The following is a 19,034-nucleotide window of genomic DNA, read 5'->3' on the forward strand; positions in this document are numbered from 1 at the left end:
CTGCCGCTCGAACGCACGCAGCCGCGCAGGACAACGATACGCACGGTGACCGGGTCACGCCCTTGATTGCCGTCACACCGCTGCCGTCACGCGCCGCCCAGCCACCCCGCCGCGTCCAGGCGGAAGCTCTCCGGCCCGGTCACGGTGCGCAGGGCGTCCTCCAGGTCGCGCAGGCGGTCGGGGCCCATCGACGCCGCCCACTCCGCGCGCAGTTCGTCGAAGACCGCGGCCGAGCGGGCCAGGGCGTCCAGGCCGTGCGGGGTGAGGCGGATCAGTTTGCGGCGGGCGTCGGCGGGGTCGTCGGCGCGTTCCGCGTAGCCGAGCGTGACCAGGCGGTCGACGGTCTTGCCGGCCGCCTGCTTGGTGACTCCCAGCCTCCGTCCGATGTCGCTCGCGCTCGCGCCGGCCGGGCCGATCGCCTGCATGGCGAAGCCGTACGCGGGCCGCACGTCGGGATGCCCCTGCTCGGCGAGCTCGGCATGCAGCTTGTCGATGAGCGAGCGGAACCCGGCGAAGAGGAGCAGCGGGAGTTCGTAACCGGGCGTCTCGGAAACCGCCTTGCGCACTTCGACAACCTGGTTTACGTTTTCGGCATCGGGATCGTCAACCATGTTGTCCATTGTAGGAGCCGGTCATGTTCGTCGAGCACACCCTCGCCACCGCCCCGCCCGCCTCCCGTCCCGCCATGGAGGCCACCGCCCAGCGGCTCGGCCACCTGCCGGCCGCCGTCGCCCGGCTCGCGACCTCGCCCCACCTGCTCGACGGGTTCCTGACGCTCAGCGCCGCCTTCGAGCGGACCACGCTCGAACCGCTCGCCCGCGAGACCGTCGTCATGACCGTCGCCGTGCGCAACGACTGCCATGTCTGCATCGCCATGCACACCGGCAAGCTGCGGGCGCTCGGCGCGGACCGCGACGTGATCGCGGCGCTGCGCGAACAGCGCCCATTGGCCGACGAACGACTGGAAGGAGTACGGCAGTTCACGCTGGAGGTGCTGCGCACGGCGGGCGCGGTCGACGACGCCGGGCTGCGCGCCTTCCTCGCCCACGGGTTCACCGCGCAGAACGCCCTGGAGGTGGTCATGGGCATCGGCACGTACACGATGTCGACGCTCGCCAACCGGCTGGTGCGCGCCTAGGGCCTCTCGTTTGGATCATGCCAGGCTCGCGGGCCCTGGCACGCACGCTCGCCGCGTTGTCGTCGGTCGCCATGGCTCCGCCATTGTCTCCCTCCTCCGCCTTGCGATCGCACGCACCAGCCCCCGCTCTCTGATCCGGCCTGATCCAAACGAAAGACCCTAGCCGCTCCTGTGGCGAGGGCGGATTCCGGCCGTTGTGGGGGCGCGCCGGAGTGTGCCCCTTCCCTTCTTGGGACCTCCGTGCCGCAATGACGTCCGCCAGCCCGTGACCCCCACACGAAGGCGGGATCCCCCCATGAAACACAGCACCCTGCTTCTCACCGCCCTGCTCGCCACCGGCACGCTCGCGACCGCGACCACGGCATACGCCGCGCCTCGGGTGACGCCGGAGACGGCGACGTTGTCGTTCGACTGCGGTTCCTACGGCTCCGGTACGGCGACGCTCAAGGCCACGCAGGACGGCACGGCCGCCACGATCGAGGTCTCGACGGAGGCGATCACCGCGCCCATCGCCCTCTCGGAGAACTCGGTCGAGTCCACGCTCACCCTCACGAAGAACGGCTCCGGAACCACGACGTTCACCGGTAACGCCAACCCGGCGATCCCGGCCGGCGGCGCGGTCTCGACGGGCCCGCTGAACGGCACGGTCGCCTCGGGCGACAGCCTGGAGGCGACGTCCCTGACGGTGGTGGTCTTCGGCGTCACGGTGCAGTGCACGGCGACGTCGCCGCAGAACCCGGGGCCGTTCGTCTTCTGACGCCGGACGCCGGCCGGGATCACGTCCCGGGCAGGTCCTCGCACGCGCGGGCCTGCCCGGTCCGACCGGTCGCCGCGGGCTAGTTGGAGAAGTAGATGTACTTCCAGGCGCCGTGCGTCGTCGAGTTGACCGTGTCACCGGAGGTGCCGTTGATGTACGACGACCGCACCCGGGCACGGATGCCGGACCTGCCGGAATGGCCCAGGTTGACGACCGATTTTCCGTTGGTGCCGAGCGCGAAGTACTCGGTGGCGCCGCTGACCCACCTGCCGTCGTAGTACACCTGGAGCTCGAGCCGCTGCTTGCGGCCGGTGTGGTAGCTCATCGTCGTCGTGGAGATGACGTCGGTGTTCTTGTGGAAGTAGTGGTACGTCGTGGACCCGATCTTGCCCGTCTTGTAGTGCTTGGACAGCGCCGTAGAAACCCGCACCTTGGCGTACGCCGTGGACTTGACCGACCTCGGCGCGTACCGGGCGTCGCCGGCGAACACGGCGGTGAGCGTGGTGTCGCGGGACATGTCCAGCGTCACCCACAGGTTGCCGTTCGCGTTGACCGTTCCCTTCTTCACCAGCCGCTTGGGCTTGTCCGCGCCGTACGGGTCGGCCCAGATCTCGACCGTGCGGTTCTTGTACGTCGTGCCCAGGTGCGCGGCGAAGTCGACGTCGGTGCCGTGGGCGTAGACCTTGCCGTTGTTGTTCAGCGTCAGCGTGGGCGTGGCCCGGGAGACGTCGACGGTGTCGGACGCGGTCGCCGCGATGTGCGAGGCGTCGCCCGCGTAGCTCACCGTGTACTTCACCTTGCCGCCGGCCGGCGGGACGTCGGTGAAGGAGAACGTGCCGCCGGTGCCGAGGGCCTTGGTGCCGAGCGACTTGCCGCCCGGCGACTCGATGTCGGTGCGGGTGACGTTCAGCGGGGTCCCGGCGGGCAGCGCGAGGGCGGAGGCGAGCGAGCCCTTGACGGTGAGGGACTTGGCGCGGGCGGCGGTGGCCGGGGCGTCGACCTTCAGCGTGCCGAGGTACTTGCGGGGTTCGTCGACGGCGTGGAACCGGGTGGAGTCGTTGGACCCGCTCAGCACGAACAGCTTCCCGCCGTCGGCCGACCAGCTCATCGAGTGCCCGAACCAGGGCATCCAGTTGTGCGACAGGTTGCGGATACTGGCGGGCCGGTCGGGACCGCCGCTGAACACGTACGTATCGCCCAGGTCGTCGACATCGAGGACGGTCGCCGCGACCGTGCCGTCCGCAGCGACGCTGACCGTCTCCGGTTCGTCCGGGACCGGGTATGTGCGCACCTGTTCCAGGTCGGAGAGGCGGTACTCGGTGAGCGCCCGCTTCCCAGGGCCGGCCACGACGACCGACTGTCCGTCCGGGGTGAGGGCGGCGTCGTTGTAGAACCCGCCCTTCTCGGCGGAGACGCGGACGACCGGAGTGCCGGAGGAGATGTCGTAGACGACGATCGGGGCGGAGCTGATGCCGCCGTCGAGGGCCAGCAGCGTGCCCGCGTTGTCGGGGTCGGCGTAGAGCATGGGCGGGCTGGCCCAGTCGTGGCCGGCCGCCAGGTCGAGCGTCACGGTGGGCGTCTCGGCGGTCAGGTCGACCGCGCCGAGCCCGGAGTCCCACTGGTCGCCGTACCCGAACCACAGCTTGCCGCCCGCGAGGGCGAGCCGGGAGGGGATGGTCCTGTCGCCGGTCGGGTACTCGGCGGTCTGCGTGAGTGTCGCCGTGTCGAAGGCGACGATCTTGTCTGCGCCGTGGACCGCGGCGTACAGCGTGCCGGAGTCGGGGCTCAGTTCGAGGTCGCGCACCTGGGGCAGCCCGGTGAGCGTGGTGACGACCGTGCCGGTGTAGTCGGTGACGACGATCTTGTTCTGGTACCTGTCACTGAAGTACAGGCGCTGGTGGACGCCGTCGACGACAGTGTCGTCCGCGTCCGAGACCGCGATGGGCCTGGTTGTGTCGGCGTACGCCGGTGTGGCGACGAGCGCCACCGAGCTGAAGAGGACCGCCAGCGCTGTGGCGGCCGGGAGAGTGCGCATACGCACGGTGATTTCGAACCCCCCGGAACGAAAAAGATATGGTGCCGCCGCGGCATCCGACAGGTGACAGCCGATGTGTACGACCTGTGTGCCGCGGGTGGCGAGTGAGCGAAGAGTAAGTCATGCCACCGACATGTGGTCCGGCGGGGCCGCCGCGTGAGGTCTCCCCGCGGCCGGAATCCCCCTACGTGCGAAGGCGCACTTGTCCGGTCGGCCGACGGCGCGGGACTCACGGAGGCGCAGGTCGAGGACTGAGGCGGAACGCCGACCCCGCGTCAGCGTGGGAGCTTCAGGTCCGTGCAGCCGTGTTGCTTCGCCGAGCGTTCGGCGAACTCCGTCAGCGCCGACCGGGCGAAGTCCTCGACCTCTTCGTCCGTGTACTGGGTGGCGGAGACCGTGAAGAGCGCGCGGGCGCTGGTGCCGGGGCACTTGGCGGTGGCCCAGGAGAAGTTGTTTCCGGATCGACCCGCGTCCCGGGTGGACTCGTAGTCCGGGTACTGGGCCTGCGCGAAGGGGCCGAAGAAGGCGCGGACGTGGAGCAACTCCTCCGCCCCGGCCTTTGTCTCGCCCAGAACGCATTCCTCCAGCAGGGAGGAGTCCGTCTGCGTGCCCTTCCGGTTCGGCGTCCCCCGGCCGCACCGTACCCCTCAGGCCGTCGCCCGGTACGGTCGGCCCAGCCCCCATGCCTGGTGCATCGCGTCGGCGAACGCGGCCGCCAGTTTGTGCTCGCCGGTCGGGCCCGGGTGGGTGCCGTCGTACGTGTCGCGATGGACGTCGTACGACGGCGGGCGCGAGGCCAGCAGGATCGGGGACGCCGGTGTGTCCAGGTCCGCGACCGCCTTCGCGAGGAGCACGTTGAAGCGGTCGCACTCGGCGGCGAACGGGGCGTCGGACTCGGCGCGGACGTTGGGGATGACCGGGAGCAGGACCATGCGGACATGGGGGTCGGCGAGGCGTGCCTGGGCGATGAACTCCCGTGCGTTCGCGGCCGTCTGGTCGCTGCTGGTGTAGAAGCCGAGGTCTATCAGGCCGAGGGAGGCCAGGATGATGTCCGCCCGGTGAGCGGCGACCGTCTCGCCGATGACGGGGGCCATGTGGAGCCAGCCCTCGCCCCAGCCCGCCAGGTGGCGGCGCGCCTCGGCGGGGAAGGACGGGTCGGCGTACGCCGTCGACACGGGGGCGTTCGCCTCCGTGTCGTAGAGCGTGGTGCGCGGGCCGACGATCTCGTACGGCTCGCCGAGGGAGGTGAGGTGCTGCCACATCCGGTAGCGCCAGCTGTAGTCGCCGGCGCGTCCGATGGTCATGGAGTCGCCGACGAACAGGAAACGCATGGGCGTCATCATCGCCGAACTCGTCGGTAACCCGTCAGCGATCTGCGATGTGAGGCTGGACACGGCCCCGACCCGCAAGGGGAGGACGGGGCGATGGCGGCCGACACCGGGGTGCACCGGCTCCATCTCGGCTCCTTCGTCCGCTCGGCTGACGAGGCGGGCGGCGGCCCGCATCCTCGGGTCGAGCCCGTCCTCGCGTATCCGGTGTGCACCGACAGCGAGTTGATCCTCTTCGACACAGGGGTCGGTGCGCAGCACGACGGTGTCGGGGCGCGGTACCGGCCGCGGCGCAGACCGCTCGTCGAGGCGCTGGGGCACCAGTCCCTGGTGTCGAGCACCTCGGCGGGGCATACGTGCCGGCCGGGCAGGCGTATGACACCGCGGGTGATTTGGGTGCGGTCGGCCTCGCGCGGCGGGCCGCCCGTGACGGCGTGGCGCAGCCGCTCCCGCCGTACCCGGCGTGGGTGGAGCGGCTGGCCGGCTTCGACCCGGCGCGGGTGCTGTTCGCGCACGACTGCGCGGTGTGGGAGCCGTCGGGGCGCTGACGGTTCGGGCGACCGGCGGTCCGGGTCGCTGACCGAACCCGCGACCGGTCCGGTCCCGTGAGGTCACGTACGGGTCAGCAGCGCCACCAGTCGTTCGACCTGCTCGCGCGGGTCCGGCGCGCCTGGCCACGTCGTCATCAGCAGGTGGTGGACCGTGCCCACCAGGGCGAGTGCCGCGGCGGCCGTGTCCAGGTCCGCGGGGACGCGGCCGAGGGACCGCTCGGCGTCCAGGTACCGGGTGACGGACTCCTGGATCGCGGCGAAGCCCGGCGCCCCGGAGGCCATCGCGTCGCGGAAGCGTTCGGCGGCGCCGGGGCGGGTCAGGGCGAGGCCCGAGACGACCGGGCCGGTGGCGGTGAGCAGGGCGGACGCGACGCCGGTGAGGTTGGCCGCGACCGTGTCCGTGCCCGCGTGGGCCGGGAGGTCCGCCGCGAGCGCGGCCGTCCGGGCGAAGCGGTCCAGGACCAGTTCCGCGACGAACTCGTCCAGTCCGCCCGCGAAGTGCGCGTGCAGCAGGCCCTTGGAGCAGCCCGCCTCGTCGGTGATCGCCCTGCTGGTCAGGGCGCCGGGGCCGGCCGCCGCGACGACGCGTTCGGCGGCGGCGAACAGCCGCTCGCGGGCGTTGGGTACGGCGACTCCACGCGGTGACATCCGGTTCCCTTCCAGTGGACAGTATGGGCATGTGCCCATACTGTTTGGGCGTACGCCCATACTAGTCGGGAGGCACTGCCGTGCAGAACGTCGTCAATACCGAGCAGGAGCAGGCGTGGAACGGTGACGAAGGCGCCCACTGGGCCCGTCACCAGGAGCGCTGGGACGCCGTCAACGAGGGGTTCGACGAGCCCCTGCTCGCGGCCGCCGCGATCCTCGCCGATGACACCGTCCTCGACATCGGCTGCGGGGCGGGGGCCACCACCCGTCTCGCAGCCCGGTGCGCGCCCGGCGGCCGGGCCACCGGCCTCGACCTGTCGGCCCCGATGCTGGAGCGCGCCCGCGCCTCGGCCCGCGCCGAGAACCTCGGCAACGTGGATTTCGAGCGCGGTGACGCCCAGGTGCATCCGCTGGAGGGCCGGGCCTTCGACGTGGCCATCAGCCGGTTCGGCGTCATGTTCTTCGCCGACCCCGTCGCCGCCTTCGCCAACATCCGCGCCGGCCTGCGGCCGGGCGGCCGCGCCGCGTTCGTCGTCGCGGCCGCCGCCGAGGACAACGAGTGGCTCCAGGCCCTCGCCCGGCTGCGCGGCCTGCTGCCCCTGGGCGGCTTCGGTGTGACCGGCGGGCCCGGCATGTTCTCGCTCGCCGACCCCGGTCGCGTCCACGAGGTGCTGGCGGGGGCGGGGTTCGGCGGGGTCGCCGTCGAGCGGGTGGAGGCGGACGGGAGGTGGGGGAGCGACGCCGAGGACGCCACCGCGTTCCTGATGGGCTCCGGGCCCGGACGGCATCTGCTCGCCCAGGTCGACGAGGCCACGGGGCAGCGGGCCCGGCGCGAGCTCGTGGACGTCCTGCGCGCGTACGAGAGGGACGGCGCGGTCCGGATGCGCAGCACGGCCTGGCTGGTCACCGGCGTGCACCCGTAGGGCGCCTCTTCCGCGTCCTGGCGGCCGGCGGAGGAGGTGGCAGGCTTGGGGGCATGCGTTCGCTTCCGTACGTCACCGGCCTCGCCGCCGCGCTCGTCCTCGCCGCCGCCGTGCCCGCCGGGGCGGACGAGGACGGCAGGTTCACCATCGAGGACCCGAGGATCACCGAGTCCAGCGGACTCGCGGCGAGCCGGGCGCACCCAGGGATCTACTGGACGCACAACGACCAGGACGAGCCCCGCGTCTTCGCCGTCGACTCGGCGACCGGGAAGACGGTGGCCACGATCACCCTGCAAGGCGTGGGCACACCTCGGGACATGGAGGCTGTCTCCGTCGGCGCGGACGGGAACGTCTACGTCGGCGACATCGGCGACAACCTCGACGGCGGCTGGGACCACGTGTGGATCTACCGCTTCCGCGAGCCGTCGCGGCTGCACGACCAGACGGTGCACGCCACGCAGTTCGTCGTGAAGTACGCCGACGGGCCGCGCAACGCCGAGGCCCTGATGGTGCATCCGAAGACCGGCCGCGTGTACATCGCCTCGAAGAACGAGGAGGGCGGCGGGCTCTACGAGGGCCCGGCCCGGCTCAGCGCCTCGGGGACCAACACCTTCCGGCGGATCGGCGAGGTGCCGTGGGTGACCGACGGCGCGTTCTCCCCGGACGGTGAGGAGCTGGTGCTGCGTTCGTACTTCAGCGCCCGCGGCTACGCCTGGGAGAACGGCCGCCTCGGCGCCGACCACCGGGTGCGCGCACCGATCCAGGGGCAGGCGGAGTCGGTGACGTACACGCTCGACGGCAAGGCGCTGCTGTTCGGCACGGAGGGCGAGCAGAGCACCGTCGAGCGGGTGGAGCTGCCGCGGGAGGAAGAGGGTTCCGGCGGCGGCTCGGCCCGGCCCGGCGGCGGCGAGGCGTCCGGTGCCGGAGGCGGGGACGAGGAGGCCGACGTGACGACGTACGGCCTGCTCGTGCTGGGCGGAGGTGCGCTGCTGGTGTTCGCCCTGCGCCGCCGCAGGCGCGGCTAGGCCGATTCGTTCGGACGGAATTCGCCGTCGGCGCAGTCACTGCGCCGACGGCGAACTCCCCTCACCTCGGCGTCAGAACAGGCCCTTGAATCCGTTCCAGCCACCGGTGCCGATCAGTACGCGGCCGCCGTACGTACCGGCCCCCGTGGAGGCGTACCGCCACAGCTTCCCGGCGGTGTCCCGCGCCAGCAGATCGGCGCGTCCGTCACCGGACAGGTCACCGGTTCCGACGAGAGCGGAGTAACCGCCCCACCCGCCGCCGACCCGCACCCGCGTGGTCACGCCACCGGTGGAGGTCCCGTAATACCGCCACAGCACACCGGCTGAGTCGAGCCCGAGCAGGTCGCCGCGCCCGTCCCCGTTCAGGTCCCCGGCCCCGACGATCCGCTTGTACAGCTTCCAGTTCGTCCCGATCCGCACCCGGGCCTTCAGCCGGTGATCAGCCGTGCCGGCATAGAAGTACACATCACCGGTGGACGCCTTACGTGCGATCAGGTCGACGAACCCGTCCCCGTTCACGTCACCCGGCGACGTCAACTGGTCGTACTGGGCCCAGCCGGCACCGATCAGTGTGTACGGCGACGAGGCGGTGACGATCTTCCCGCAGCCCGGCCGGTGGGCCCGCAGCTGGTCACCCACCCGCACGAACACATCGGCGCACCGGTCCCCGTCCACGTCCCCCACGGGCACGAGCACGGAATCGGTGGCGAACTTGCTGCCCGACCCGGCGATACGGGACGACAGCGCACCGGTACCGGTACCCCGGTACAGCGACACTGCCCCGGTCGTGTCCATCGCCAGCAGGTCGCCGAACCCGTCGTCGCCGACCATGTCCCGCCACACGGCGGCACCGCCGGTCACCGGCACCGTCCCGAGGACGGAAAGATCCGCCTGGACGCCGTCGGCGGGCTTCGCGGTCAGGGCCCAGGTGTAGGCCCCGTTCGGAACGTACTTCCCGGCCGCGTCCTTGCCGTCCCACGACGGCGCGACCAGTCCCCGGGCCTCCCCGCCGGAGAGCGTCCGGACGGTCTTCCCGGTCGCCTTGTTCCTCAGCGTCAGCGACCACGAGGCCGCCGGCTTCGACAGCCACCAACGCGGCTTCCACACGCCCGCCTTGATGTTCATGGCGGGCGTGTCGGCGTCGATGACGGCGATCCGGGAGGCCGGAACGCCCGACGGGACGATCCGCACCCGGCGGTCCTCGCCCGTGTAGGCGACGTGACCACCGAAGCGGTCGACGGTCCACCCGGACCGGCGCCCGGTCCGGTCTCCGAGCTCGGCGGCGCTGGCGACCACCCGCTGGGGCAGGTCCGCCTCCGTGCCGCCGGCCGGGAGGCCGTTGTGCAGGTCGACGAGGGTGAGACCGGCCGTGTCCGAGCGGCGGACCAGGTAGCCGTCGCCGAGCAGCGTCGAGTCGGTGCCGAGCCTCAGGGAGCGCTTGGCCTGCCGGTCGTAGACACCGCCGCCCTTGTAGTTGGGCCAGGAGTCGTCGCACTGCCAGTACACCCAGCGCCCCACGGCCTGGAGCTCGCGGGGGACGCAACCCGCGTCGAAGGTCTCACCGGCGGCACCCGTCGACAGGTTCTTCGCCGCCACCGTGGTCGGCACGTCCGAGCTGGGGTCGTCCCAGCCGCCGTCGGCGCTCCACAGCGTGTTGCCCCAGACGGAGGCCGCGACCGGCTCCCGCTTCAGGAGCACGCTCCCGGTGTCGGCGTCCTTGAAGTGGAGGACCGCCTGCTGGCCGCCCCACGCCTGGTTCACGACACCGAACCGGCCGGAGAGGTCGACGAGTTCCGGGCTGCCGAGTCCGGAGGTCACCCTCGGACCCCACGAGGCGGCGCCGTTCCGGTAGAGCATGGTGACGTCCTGCTCGGTCGCGGCCTTGCGGCCGTGATGGCCGTCGCCGCTCGCGAACATGGTCACGCAGTAGATGCCTTCGGAGGGGCTGCAGTTGGCGTCCCGGCCGGACACGAGGCCGTCGACGGTCGAGTTCAGCTCCTCCGGACGGCCGGCGGTCTTCAGCCAGGTGCTCCGATAGCCACCGATGTAGGTGCCCGGGCTGTAGTACTGCGAGTCGTCGGCCGTGGTGAGGATGCCGCTGCCCAGCGAGATGCCGGCCGGCTTGGCCTCCCGGTCCTCGATGTCCGCGAGGCGCTTGCGGGTGACGCCGTCCCCGGCAGGGGTGAAGAGGTAGTACCCCCAGTCGAGTGCGCCGTAGGCGGTGCTCTCCTCCGCTCCGGCCACCAGGAGCGAGCCGTCGGGCGTGCGGTGCACCGAGGGGGAGGCGACGGCCAGCAGCGAATGCCGGCTCCCCGTGGCGTCGCGCAGGACGAGCTGGTTGCCCCGGTACTCGTTGTTGCCCGGGTTGGGCGGGGACACGGTGACGAAGCCGTCGCCGAAGCGCCGGACGATGTCGTCGTAGGCCACGTCCCGCAGGTCGAGGGTGGTCGGCTCCGCGTCCAGGTCGTCACGGCGGTACACCTGGGCGGCGTAGCTTGACGGGGCGCCGAGGTGGAAGACGGTGTCCCGGTCGAAGGAGACGCTCTCACCCTGCGTGGAGAGCGCCTTCAGGCTCCCGGTGGCGAGGTCGACGACCCACCACCCCTGGGACATCGTGCTGTCCTCCCACTTGATGCCGCGGACGGCCACGGACCGGGCGTCGCCCTCGCTGATGGTGAGGTTCCACCCCACCGGCAGGCCCTCCAGTTCCCGGTCCCGCACCTCGCCGTTCTCCAGTCGCAGCAGGTGCAGGCTGGTAACGGCGTTCGCGGCACCGGTCCGGGTGATGACGGTGTCGCCGTAGGTCGCGACGTACGACTGGCCCTCCGGGATCGGGACCGTGGCCGACGGTCCGCCGCCGGCCCGCTGCTGGAGCGTCACGTGCGGGGCCGGGGATTCCGTGTAGAGGGCGACGGTGTCGGAGCCGTGGCCGAAGTCCGCCGGGTACTTCGTGAAGCGGAAGTTGTCCACGTCGTAGGCGAGCGGCTCGGGCAGCCGGTGGTCGAGGACGGTCGTCGTGCCGGTGGCGTAGTCGATCCAGCGGAGGCGGTCGTCACCCTCCTGGGCGGTGAGGAAGCCGGTCTCGCCGGCGTTCAGGACGATGGTGGCGCGGGGCACGAAGCGTGCGCCCGGGCTGATGACGACGGGATCGGCGGCCGCGCCGGGGATCTCGGCGACGGCCGTCCCCGCGGCGGTGCCGATTCCGGCGGTCACGGCAAGCGTGACGGTGAGAGCGATACGGCCGAGCGCGCGCTGGTGGCGCGTGGCCCGCCTGTTCAGCGGACGAATCACGAAAAGTCCCTCCCCAGGGCGATCGACGCAGGGGGGGCGCTCACGGAACCGCCGCTCGTCCCTGCGCGAGCAGGGCGACAGTAGCAGGAGGGATCACCGCACGACATACGGTTTCGAACCTGTTCAAGGGCTGACCGCTGTCCGCGTCGGACCGCCGACCGGACCCGAGCCGGAGGTACCCACAGGCCCATGCCCCCGAGCGCGGTCAGCGGTGGTGTGGCCGCTCGCGATCACGGCGGTGTTCCTGCCACTCGCGGTGCGGCGCTTCCGGCGGCTCAGTCGGTGACGGGTTTGTCCGGGGCCCGGCGCTGCCCGGCTTTGAGGACCTCGGCAACGTCCAGTTTCACCTCGGCGCCGATGGAGTCGGGGAGAGTGACCTGCTGGCCGGGGGCGTAGACCTCGTGGCTGTCGTATCCGTCGGGGAGGGGCTCGGTCAGGACATGGACGCGGTTGTGCTTGCGGTCGACGATCACATAGACCGGGATCTTGGCCCGGGCGTAGGCGGTGACCTTGTTCCGCAGGTCGTTGCGGTAGTTGCTGGAGGTGACCTCGACGACGAGCCGGAAGACGGCGGGGTCGTAGTAGTTGTTCTGGATCAGGTGCTCGTCGATGTCGGCATCCACGATGGCCATGTCGGGGATGGCGTAATCCTCGGGGCCGTCCGGAAGCCACAACCCCACGCCCTGGAGTACTTCGGTTCCTTCGCCGTCCAGTCCGGCCAGCATGAATGGACGCATGATCTTGGTGAGCGCCCTGGCGTGCGCGCTGTCCGGAGAGGGCGTCACGGTGAGGATGCCTCCGATGATCTCGACTCGGTGGCCGGGAAGCAGCTCCATGAGGCGGTTGGCCTCTTCGAGCAGCGTCGGCGGCTCGCCGTCACAGGGGTCACAGGGGTGCTCGACTGCTGCGGCAGACATGCGGGCCTCCTGGTGGCTGGTGTCGAGAGCATCATCGTAGGGCGCGGGGCCGCCAGGTGTTCGGTAGGCCGATCGTCATACTTCGAGTGATCACCGCGCCGCTGCCGCTGACCTGGGGGTCTTCTCCCGTGTCGACCCCTCGCGCCACCGGGCCGAGACTGGAGAGGAGGCCGGAGAACCCGGTGCCGGGACCGCGTTCGGCAGTGGAGGAAACATGACGGCAGCCACCCGCGACGACACCCCCGTAGCCATCGAAGGCGGTGGCGTGGAACTCCGTATGACGGAGGTCGGCGGTGACATGACCGCCGCGTTCGTCCGCTTCCCCAAGGGCACCGACATGACCGAGGCGGTCAAGGGCCTGCCCGGTGACATGTGCCAGTGCCCGCACTGGGGATATCTGTTCTCCGGGCGGCTGAAGATGCGCACCGCCTCCGGCGACGAGATCTACGAGGCGGGCCAGGCCTTCTACTGGCCGGCCGGCCACGTGCCGGAGGCGCTGGAGGACTGCGAGTACCTGGACTTCTCGCCGACCAAGGAGTTCGACGAGGTCATCGACCACGTCAAGGCGCACATGGGATGAGGGCCCGAGGGGGGCACGGGTGACGCGAAGGGCCCGGCGGTGTTCGGCCGCCGGGCCCTTCGCCGTACAGTCCGCGTTACAGCTTCTCGATCACGTAGTCGATGCACGCCGTCAGCGCCTCGACGTCCGCCGGGTCGACCGCCGGGAACATCGCGATGCGCAGCTGGTTGCGGCCCAGCTTGCGGTACGGCTCGGTGTCCACGATGCCGTTCGCGCGCAGCACCTTCGCCACCGCCGACGCGTCGATCTCGTCCGCGAAGTCGATCGTGCCGATGACCTGCGAGCGCTTCGCCGGGTCCACGACGAACGGGGTCGCGTACTTCGACGCCTCGGCCCAGCCGTAGAGCGTGCGCGACGACGTGGCCGTGCGGCGCACCGACCAGTCGAGGCCGCCCTGGCCGTTGATCCACTTCAGCTGCTCGTTCAGCAGGAAGAGGGTGGCCAGCGCCGGGGTGTTGTACGTCTGGTTCTTGCGGGAGTTGTCGATCGCCGTCGGCAGGCTGAAGAACTCCGGCACGTGGCGGCCGGACGCGTGGACGCGCTCGGCGCGCTCGATCGCGGCCGGGGAGAACACGGCGAGCCACAGTCCGCCGTCGGCGGCGAAGGACTTCTGCGGGGCGAAGTAGTAGACGTCCGACTCGGCGATGTCGACCGGCAGACCGCCCGCGCCCGAGGTGGCGTCGACCAGGACGAGCGCGCCCTCGTCGGCGCCGGCGACCCGCTTGACCGGGGCCGAGACACCGGTCGAGGTCTCGTTGTGGGTCAGGGCGTAGACGTCGACGCCCGCCTCGGCCTGCGCCTCGGGGTGCGTGCCGGGGTCGGAGGAGATCACCGTCGGCTCGGCCAGCCACGGCGCCAGCTTCGAGGCCTTGGCGAACTTGGACGAGAACTCGCCGAAGGACAGGTGCTGGGACTTGTTCTCGATCAGCCCGTGCGTCGCGATGTCCCAGAAGGCGGTGGAGCCGCCGTTGCCCAGGATCACCTCGTAGCCCTCGGGCAGGGAGAACAGCTCGCGCACACCGTCGCGCACCTCACCGACCAGGTTCTTGACCGGAGCCTGGCGGTGGGAGGTGCCGAGCAGGGAGGTGCCGGTGGCGGCCAGGGCGTCCAGCGCCTCCGTACGCACCTTGGAGGGGCCCGCGCCGAAACGGCCGTCGGCGGGCTTGATGTCAGCGGGAATCTGGATATCAGCCACGAGCCGGAGCGTATCCCCTCAGGCTGCCCGACGCCGACCCGGTCCGGACCATGAGACGACGGCGCGGCCCTGAGCTGCGGGATCAGCCGGCGAGCTCCTTGAGGTGCTTGAGCAGGGCGATCAGGACGAACTTGCTGGAGGAGTGGTCCCGGGCGTCGAACTCGACGAGGGGGACGTCCGGCCCGAGCGTCAGCTCCCCGCGGATCTCGTCCTCCGATCGGAAGGGACCGCCGAAGTCGTTGACGGCGACGATGAACGGCGTGTCGCGGCCCTCCAGGCAGTCGATCGCGTACCGCGAGCCGTCGAGCGCGCGGGTGTCGACGAGGACGACGGCGCCGGTCGTGCCGTCCATGAGCGGGTCCCACAGAAAGCGGAACCGGTCCTGCCCGGGCATGCCGAAGAGGTGGAGCACCGTGCGCTCGTCGAGGGTGAGGCGCCCGAAGTCGAGCGCGACCGTCGTCACCGTCCGGCCCGGCACGGCGGCGGGGACGCTGATCGGCTCCTCCGTGTGCAGCGGGCGGATCTCGCTGACGGACCGCACCATCGTCGTGCTTCCCGTGCCGGTACCACCGGCCACCACGATCTTCATCGCGCTGAGCTGTGCCCCGGCGCAGGTCATCGTTTCTCGTCGGTGCCGGTCATCGAACGGTGCCTTCCGGGGATGCGGTGGGGAGTGTCGAAGCCGCTGCATGCTGATCAAGTGGAGGTCACTATAGGAGAGTTGGCGATCACTTGGGCAAGGGGTCCGGCGCGTCTCTTTCCGTTCTCCGCCGGACTCCGTGCGTGACCGGGACCGGCTCGCCGGGGGAGACGCAGGTGTGAGGCGTGCAGCGCGGGTCATCCTGGGAGACATGACAGGGGATACGCACGACGTGGCGCGGGCGCTCACAGCCGCCGTGCGCGGCGACGTCGACTTCGGCGTCGCGGCACGGGCCCTGATGACCATGGACGCCTCCAACTACCGGCGGGTCCCGGACGGCGTGGTGGCGCCGCGCGACGCGGACGACGTGGCGGCGGCGCTGGCGGTGTGCCGCGAGCACGGGGTGCCGGTGGTGGCGCGCGGCGCCGGTACGTCGATCGCCGGCCAGGCCACGGGCGTCGGCGTCGTCCTGGACTTCACGCGCCACATGAACGCGATCGTCTCCGTCGACCCCCGGGCCCGTACGGCCGTCGTGCAGCCGGGAGCGGTGCTGGACACGCTCCAGGCGGCGGTGCGGGCGCACGGCCTCGCCTTCGGGCCGGACCCGTCGACGCACAGCAGGTGCACGATCGGCGGGATGGTGGGGAACAACTCGTGCGGCGCCCACTCCGTGCGCTGGGGCACCACGGCGGACAACGTCCGCCGCCTGAAGGCCGTCACCTCGGCGGGCGTCCCCGTCACCCTCGGCCGGGGCACCGGCTCCAGCGGCGTCCCGCCCGGCCTCGACGACCTCGTCCGCGCCAACCTGGCGCTCCTGCGCACCGGTTATCCCGACGGCCTGCCGCGCCGGATCTCCGGTTACGCCCTCGACGCGCTGCTTCCCGAGAAGGGCGCCGACCTCGCCCGCGCCTTCTGCGGCAGCGAAGGCACCCTCGCCGTCCTGACCGAGGTGACCGTCGGCCTGGTCGAGACCCCGGCCGCCCGCGCCCTCGCCGTGCTCGGCTACCCCGACGAGAGCGCCGCCGCCGAGGCCGCCCCCGGCCTCCTGCCCCACCGGCCGCTGACCGTCGAGGGCATGGCCGACGACCTCGTGCCGGACGCGGCGGGCCTGCCGCGCGGCGCGGCCTGGCTGTTCGTCGAGACCGGCGGGGACACCGCCGTCGAGGCGCGCTCGCGCGCGGCGCGGATCGTACGGGCCGCCGACGCGCTCGACGGCGCGGTCGTCGACGACCCGGCCGGCATGCGGGCGCTGTGGCGCGTACGCGAGGACGCGGCCGGCACCGCGACCCGGACACCGGACGGCGGCGAGGCGTGGCCCGGCTGGGAGGACTGCGCCGTCCCGCCGGCGCGGCTCGGGCCGTACCTGCGCGACTTCCGCGCCCTGCTCGCCGCGCACGGCCTGCGCGGCACCCCCTACGGCCACTTCGGCGACGGCTGCATCCACGTCCGCATCGACTTCGACCTGATGAGCCGACAGGGGGTGGCGCGCTTCAGGGCATTCTCCGAACAGGTGGCGGACCTCGTCGTCGCGCACGGCGGGTCGCTGTCCGGCGAACACGGCGACGGCCGGGCGCGCGCGGAGCTGCTGCCACGGATGTACGGGCCCGAACTCGTCGGCCTCTTCGGCGCCTTCAAGGATTTGTGGGATCCCGACGGCCTGCTGAACCCGGGCGTGCTCGTCCGCCCCGGCCCGCTCGACACCGACCTCCGCTTCGACGTGCTGCCCAGGCGGCCGGTCGACGTCGCGTTCGGCTACCCGCACGACGGCGGCGACTTCGCGGGCGCGGTGCGGCGCTGTGTCGGCGTCGCCAAGTGCCGTACGGAGCAGGCCGCGGCCGGCGGCGGCGTGATGTGCCCCTCGTACCGGGCGACCGGCGAGGAGCGGCACTCGACGCGGGGGCGGGCACGGCTGCTGCACGAGATGCTGGCGGGCGAGATCGTCACGGACGGCTGGCGGTCGGCGGAGGTGCTGGACGCGCTCGACCTGTGCCTGTCGTGCAAGGGCTGCCGCAGCGACTGCCCGGTGGGCGTGGACATGGCCACGTACAAGGCGGAGTTCCTGCACCACCACTACGCGGGCCGCCGCAGGCCCGCCGCGCACTACGCGATGGGCAGGCTGCCGGAGTGGCTGCGGCTCGCCGGACCGTTCGCGCCGGCCGTCAACGCGCTCGCCCGCTTCGGCCCGGTGGCCGCGTCGGCCAAGCGGATGTGCGGGATCGCGCCGGAGCGGCGGCTGCCGGTCCTCGCGCCCCGTCCGCTGAGCCGCCTGCTGCGGGAGCATCTGCGGGAGCGCACGGGCGTGTTCGCGAGGAGCCGTACGACGGTGCTGTGGCCGGACACCTTCACCGACCGGCTGTCGCCGTCCGTGGGCATGGCGGCGGTTCGGGTCCTGGAGGCGGCGGACGTCGGGATCGTGATGCCGCCCGGCCGGGTCTGCTGCGGGCTGACGTACGTCTCCACGGGCCAGCTGGACCGGGCACGCTCGGTCATGCGGCGCACCCTGGACACGGTGGAGCCGCTGCTCGAACTGGGCGCGCCCGTCACGGTGCTGGAGCCGAGCTGCGCCGCGACGCTGAAGACGGACCTGCCGGAACTGATGGGCGGTGATCCGCGGGCGGCCCGGCTCGCGGCCTCGGTGCGGACGTTCGCGCAGACCCTCGGGCAGTGCGCCCCGGACTGGAGCCCGCCGCGTCTGGACCGCCCGGTGGCGGGCCAGACGCACTGCCACCAGCATGCGGTGCTGGGCGACGCGGCCGAGCGGGCGCTGCGGGAGAAGGCCGGGCTGAGCGGGGAGCTGAGCGGCGGCTGCTGCGGCCTGGCCGGCAACTTCGGTTTCGAGGCGGGCCATTACGAGGTGTCGGTGGCGTGTGCGGAGGAGCAGCTGCTCCCGGCGGTGCGGGCGGCGTCGCAGGAGACAGTGCTGCTGGCGGACGGCTTCTCCTGCCGCACCCAACTGGACCAGCTGGCCGACCGCCGGGCGCGGCACCTGGCGGAGGTGCTGGCGGACGGTCTGTGAGCGCTTCTCGGGCCGGGCCTGCGCGACGTGCGCGCCGGCGGGCGCGGGCCGCGGGGCTTCGTCCGCACACTGCTGCCGCAGGATCCCGTCAGTGGGGCGCGGTCGCCACCTGCCGGGCCAGGTGCAGCAAGGCGGTGATCGCCGGGTGTGGTGACGTGGCGCGCCAGGCGAGCAGGACCGGGACCGGCGGAGCGTCGGTCAGGGGGCGGTAGGCGACGCCGGGGTTGGCGTGCAGCTCGGCGGTGGAGGCGGCCGAGACGCCCGCGCCGCGGCCCGCCGCGATCGCGGTCAGCCAGTCGTCGGTGTTGCCGACGGTGAGCGTGCCGGCGGGCCGGGCGTCGGGCGGCCACAGATCGGGGGTCGTCATGCCGGAGACGGTGTTCAGGACGACGGGCCCGGTGGCCACCTCGGCGAGGGTGAGCGTGGCGTGCGCCGCGAGCGGGCCGTCCGCCGTGACCGCGGCGACGCGCGCCTCGGTGAACAGCAGCGCCGTGACCAGCCCCGGCGTGTCGACGGGACCCCGCAGGACGGCGGCGTCGACCCGGCCGCTGGTCAGCCCGGCCGTGCGGTCGTCGATACGGAGCAGTTCGAGCGGTGTCTCCGGGTGCTCGCGCCCCCAGCGGCGCAGCAGCGGCGTGGTGTACGGGCCGAGCGCGGCCCAGGCGTGGCCGAGCCGCAGCGGCGTGCGCAGCAGCCGGCCCGCGTCGAGGGCCTCGTCGAACGCGGTGACGGCGGCGGACGCCTTGTCGCGGAACGCCCGCCCCTCGGCGGTCAGGGCGAGGTGGTGCGTGGAGCGGTCGACGAGCCGGGTGCCGAGGTGCCTCTCGAGGGCGGCGAGCGAGCGGGAGACGCTGGGCTGGGTGAGGTTCAGCCGGGCGGCGGCCCTGGTCACGCTCGACTCCTCGGCGATGGCGAGGAAGCAGCGGAGGTGACGCAGCTCGATGCTCATACGTCCCGAGCATAAGAGCAGCGAGATCGGCATTTCACGGG

Annotated in this window: 16 protein-coding genes; 6 read left to right on the plus strand and 10 right to left on the minus strand. The window is 72.1% G+C overall.

Annotation, left to right across the window (positions count from 1 at the left end; translation table 11 throughout):
• Nucleotides 1-86: 86 nt before the first annotated feature.
• Complete coding sequence (locus tag HW130_RS16580; RefSeq protein ID WP_218183580.1) at nucleotides 87-611, minus strand: MarR family winged helix-turn-helix transcriptional regulator; 525 nt, start codon at nucleotides 609-611, stop codon at nucleotides 87-89.
• Between the two features lie 23 nt (nucleotides 612-634).
• Here HW130_RS16580 and HW130_RS16585 point away from each other — a divergent pair, with 23 nt between their 5' ends.
• Together HW130_RS16585 and HW130_RS16590 are read left to right on the plus strand one after the other, a co-directional pair.
• Complete coding sequence (locus HW130_RS16585; RefSeq protein WP_177150346.1) at nucleotides 635-1,138, plus strand: carboxymuconolactone decarboxylase family protein; 504 nt, start codon at nucleotides 635-637, stop codon at nucleotides 1,136-1,138.
• 295 nt (nucleotides 1,139-1,433) lie between these two features.
• Nucleotides 1,434-1,895, plus strand: coding sequence for a hypothetical protein (locus HW130_RS16590; RefSeq protein WP_177150347.1), 462 nt, complete (start codon nucleotides 1,434-1,436; stop codon nucleotides 1,893-1,895).
• A gap of 79 nt (nucleotides 1,896-1,974) precedes the next feature.
• On the opposite strand, the gene HW130_RS16595 is transcribed toward HW130_RS16590, so the two are convergent.
• The 4 genes from HW130_RS16595 to HW130_RS16615 form a co-directional block, all read right to left on the minus strand.
• Nucleotides 1,975-3,936 (minus strand): YncE family protein, encoded by a 1,962-nt coding sequence (locus HW130_RS16595; RefSeq protein ID WP_177150348.1) that lies wholly within the window; start codon nucleotides 3,934-3,936, stop codon nucleotides 1,975-1,977.
• A 269-nt stretch (nucleotides 3,937-4,205) separates the two neighbouring features.
• Entirely contained in the window at nucleotides 4,206-4,472 is a 267-nt protein-coding gene (locus tag HW130_RS16600) for a hypothetical protein (RefSeq protein ID WP_177150349.1), read from the minus strand.
• A 105-nt stretch (nucleotides 4,473-4,577) separates the two neighbouring features.
• Nucleotides 4,578-5,273 (minus strand): GDSL-type esterase/lipase family protein, encoded by a 696-nt coding sequence (locus HW130_RS16605; RefSeq protein ID WP_375256543.1) that lies wholly within the window; start codon nucleotides 5,271-5,273, stop codon nucleotides 4,578-4,580.
• 596 nt (nucleotides 5,274-5,869) lie between these two features.
• Nucleotides 5,870-6,457 (minus strand): TetR family transcriptional regulator, encoded by a 588-nt coding sequence (locus HW130_RS16615; RefSeq protein ID WP_177150351.1) that lies wholly within the window; start codon nucleotides 6,455-6,457, stop codon nucleotides 5,870-5,872.
• A gap of 80 nt (nucleotides 6,458-6,537) precedes the next feature.
• Here HW130_RS16615 and HW130_RS16620 point away from each other — a divergent pair, with 80 nt between their 5' ends.
• Together HW130_RS16620 and HW130_RS16625 are read left to right on the plus strand one after the other, a co-directional pair.
• Complete coding sequence (locus tag HW130_RS16620) at nucleotides 6,538-7,380, plus strand: class I SAM-dependent methyltransferase (protein WP_177150352.1); 843 nt, start codon at nucleotides 6,538-6,540, stop codon at nucleotides 7,378-7,380.
• Between the two features lie 53 nt (nucleotides 7,381-7,433).
• Nucleotides 7,434-8,405, plus strand: coding sequence for a WD40 repeat domain-containing protein (locus HW130_RS16625; RefSeq protein WP_177150353.1), 972 nt, complete (start codon nucleotides 7,434-7,436; stop codon nucleotides 8,403-8,405).
• Nucleotides 8,406-8,477: 72 nt separating this feature from the next.
• On the opposite strand, the gene HW130_RS16630 is transcribed toward HW130_RS16625, so the two are convergent.
• Both HW130_RS16630 and HW130_RS16635 read right to left on the minus strand, forming a co-directional pair.
• Complete coding sequence (locus HW130_RS16630; RefSeq protein WP_177150354.1) at nucleotides 8,478-11,696, minus strand: FG-GAP-like repeat-containing protein; 3,219 nt, start codon at nucleotides 11,694-11,696, stop codon at nucleotides 8,478-8,480.
• Nucleotides 11,697-11,971: 275 nt separating this feature from the next.
• On the minus strand, nucleotides 11,972-12,613 hold the full coding sequence (locus tag HW130_RS16635) for a Uma2 family endonuclease (protein WP_177150355.1): 642 nt from the start codon (nucleotides 12,611-12,613) through the stop codon (nucleotides 11,972-11,974).
• A gap of 214 nt (nucleotides 12,614-12,827) precedes the next feature.
• Here HW130_RS16635 and HW130_RS16640 point away from each other — a divergent pair, with 214 nt between their 5' ends.
• Nucleotides 12,828-13,193 carry a hypothetical protein gene (locus HW130_RS16640; protein ID WP_177150356.1) on the plus strand — a complete coding sequence of 122 codons (366 nt, stop codon included), beginning with the start codon at nucleotides 12,828-12,830 and terminating at the stop codon, nucleotides 13,191-13,193.
• 76 nt (nucleotides 13,194-13,269) lie between these two features.
• Here the strand turns inward: HW130_RS16640 and serC are convergent, their stop codons facing one another.
• Both serC and HW130_RS16650 read right to left on the minus strand, forming a co-directional pair.
• Nucleotides 13,270-14,388, minus strand: coding sequence for a phosphoserine transaminase (gene serC / locus HW130_RS16645; protein ID WP_177150357.1), 1,119 nt, complete (start codon nucleotides 14,386-14,388; stop codon nucleotides 13,270-13,272).
• Nucleotides 14,389-14,470: 82 nt separating this feature from the next.
• Entirely contained in the window at nucleotides 14,471-15,007 is a 537-nt protein-coding gene (locus HW130_RS16650) for an ATP/GTP-binding protein (RefSeq protein WP_256356121.1), read from the minus strand.
• Between the two features lie 232 nt (nucleotides 15,008-15,239).
• Here HW130_RS16650 and HW130_RS16655 point away from each other — a divergent pair, with 232 nt between their 5' ends.
• Nucleotides 15,240-18,044, plus strand: coding sequence for an FAD-binding and (Fe-S)-binding domain-containing protein (locus HW130_RS16655; protein WP_256356122.1), 2,805 nt, complete (start codon nucleotides 15,240-15,242; stop codon nucleotides 18,042-18,044).
• Between the two features lie 88 nt (nucleotides 18,045-18,132).
• On the opposite strand, the gene HW130_RS16660 is transcribed toward HW130_RS16655, so the two are convergent.
• Nucleotides 18,133-18,993, minus strand: a complete 861-nt coding sequence (locus tag HW130_RS16660; RefSeq protein WP_177150358.1) for a LysR family transcriptional regulator — start codon at nucleotides 18,991-18,993, stop codon at nucleotides 18,133-18,135.
• Between the last annotated feature and the right edge of the window lie 41 nt (nucleotides 18,994-19,034).

Origin of the sequence: Streptomyces sp. PKU-EA00015 (assembly GCF_013387495.1) — a bacterium.
Taxonomy (GTDB): Bacteria; Actinomycetota; Actinomycetes; order Streptomycetales; family Streptomycetaceae; genus Streptomyces.

What these genes read in the sequence shown, in the direction of transcription:
- HW130_RS16635 (WP_177150355.1), bottom strand. Translation starts at nt 12,613, where the DNA reads ATGTCTGCCGCAGCAGTCGAGCACCCCTGTGACCCCTGTGACGGCGAG.
- HW130_RS16655 (WP_256356122.1), top strand. Translation starts at nt 15,240, where the DNA reads ATGACAGGGGATACGCACGACGTGGCGCGGGCGCTCACAGCCGCCGTG.
- HW130_RS16590 (WP_177150347.1), top strand. Translation starts at nt 1,434, where the DNA reads ATGAAACACAGCACCCTGCTTCTCACCGCCCTGCTCGCCACCGGCACG.
- HW130_RS16615 (WP_177150351.1), bottom strand. Translation starts at nt 6,457, where the DNA reads ATGTCACCGCGTGGAGTCGCCGTACCCAACGCCCGCGAGCGGCTGTTC.
- HW130_RS16605 (WP_375256543.1), bottom strand. Translation starts at nt 5,273, where the DNA reads ATGATGACGCCCATGCGTTTCCTGTTCGTCGGCGACTCCATGACCATC.
- HW130_RS16650 (WP_256356121.1), bottom strand. Translation starts at nt 15,007, where the DNA reads ATGACCTGCGCCGGGGCACAGCTCAGCGCGATGAAGATCGTGGTGGCC.
- HW130_RS16660 (WP_177150358.1), bottom strand. Translation starts at nt 18,993, where the DNA reads ATGAGCATCGAGCTGCGTCACCTCCGCTGCTTCCTCGCCATCGCCGAG.
- HW130_RS16585 (WP_177150346.1), top strand. Translation starts at nt 635, where the DNA reads ATGTTCGTCGAGCACACCCTCGCCACCGCCCCGCCCGCCTCCCGTCCC.
- HW130_RS16625 (WP_177150353.1), top strand. Translation starts at nt 7,434, where the DNA reads ATGCGTTCGCTTCCGTACGTCACCGGCCTCGCCGCCGCGCTCGTCCTC.
- HW130_RS16580 (WP_218183580.1), bottom strand. Translation starts at nt 611, where the DNA reads ATGGTTGACGATCCCGATGCCGAAAACGTAAACCAGGTTGTCGAAGTG.
- HW130_RS16640 (WP_177150356.1), top strand. Translation starts at nt 12,828, where the DNA reads ATGACGGCAGCCACCCGCGACGACACCCCCGTAGCCATCGAAGGCGGT.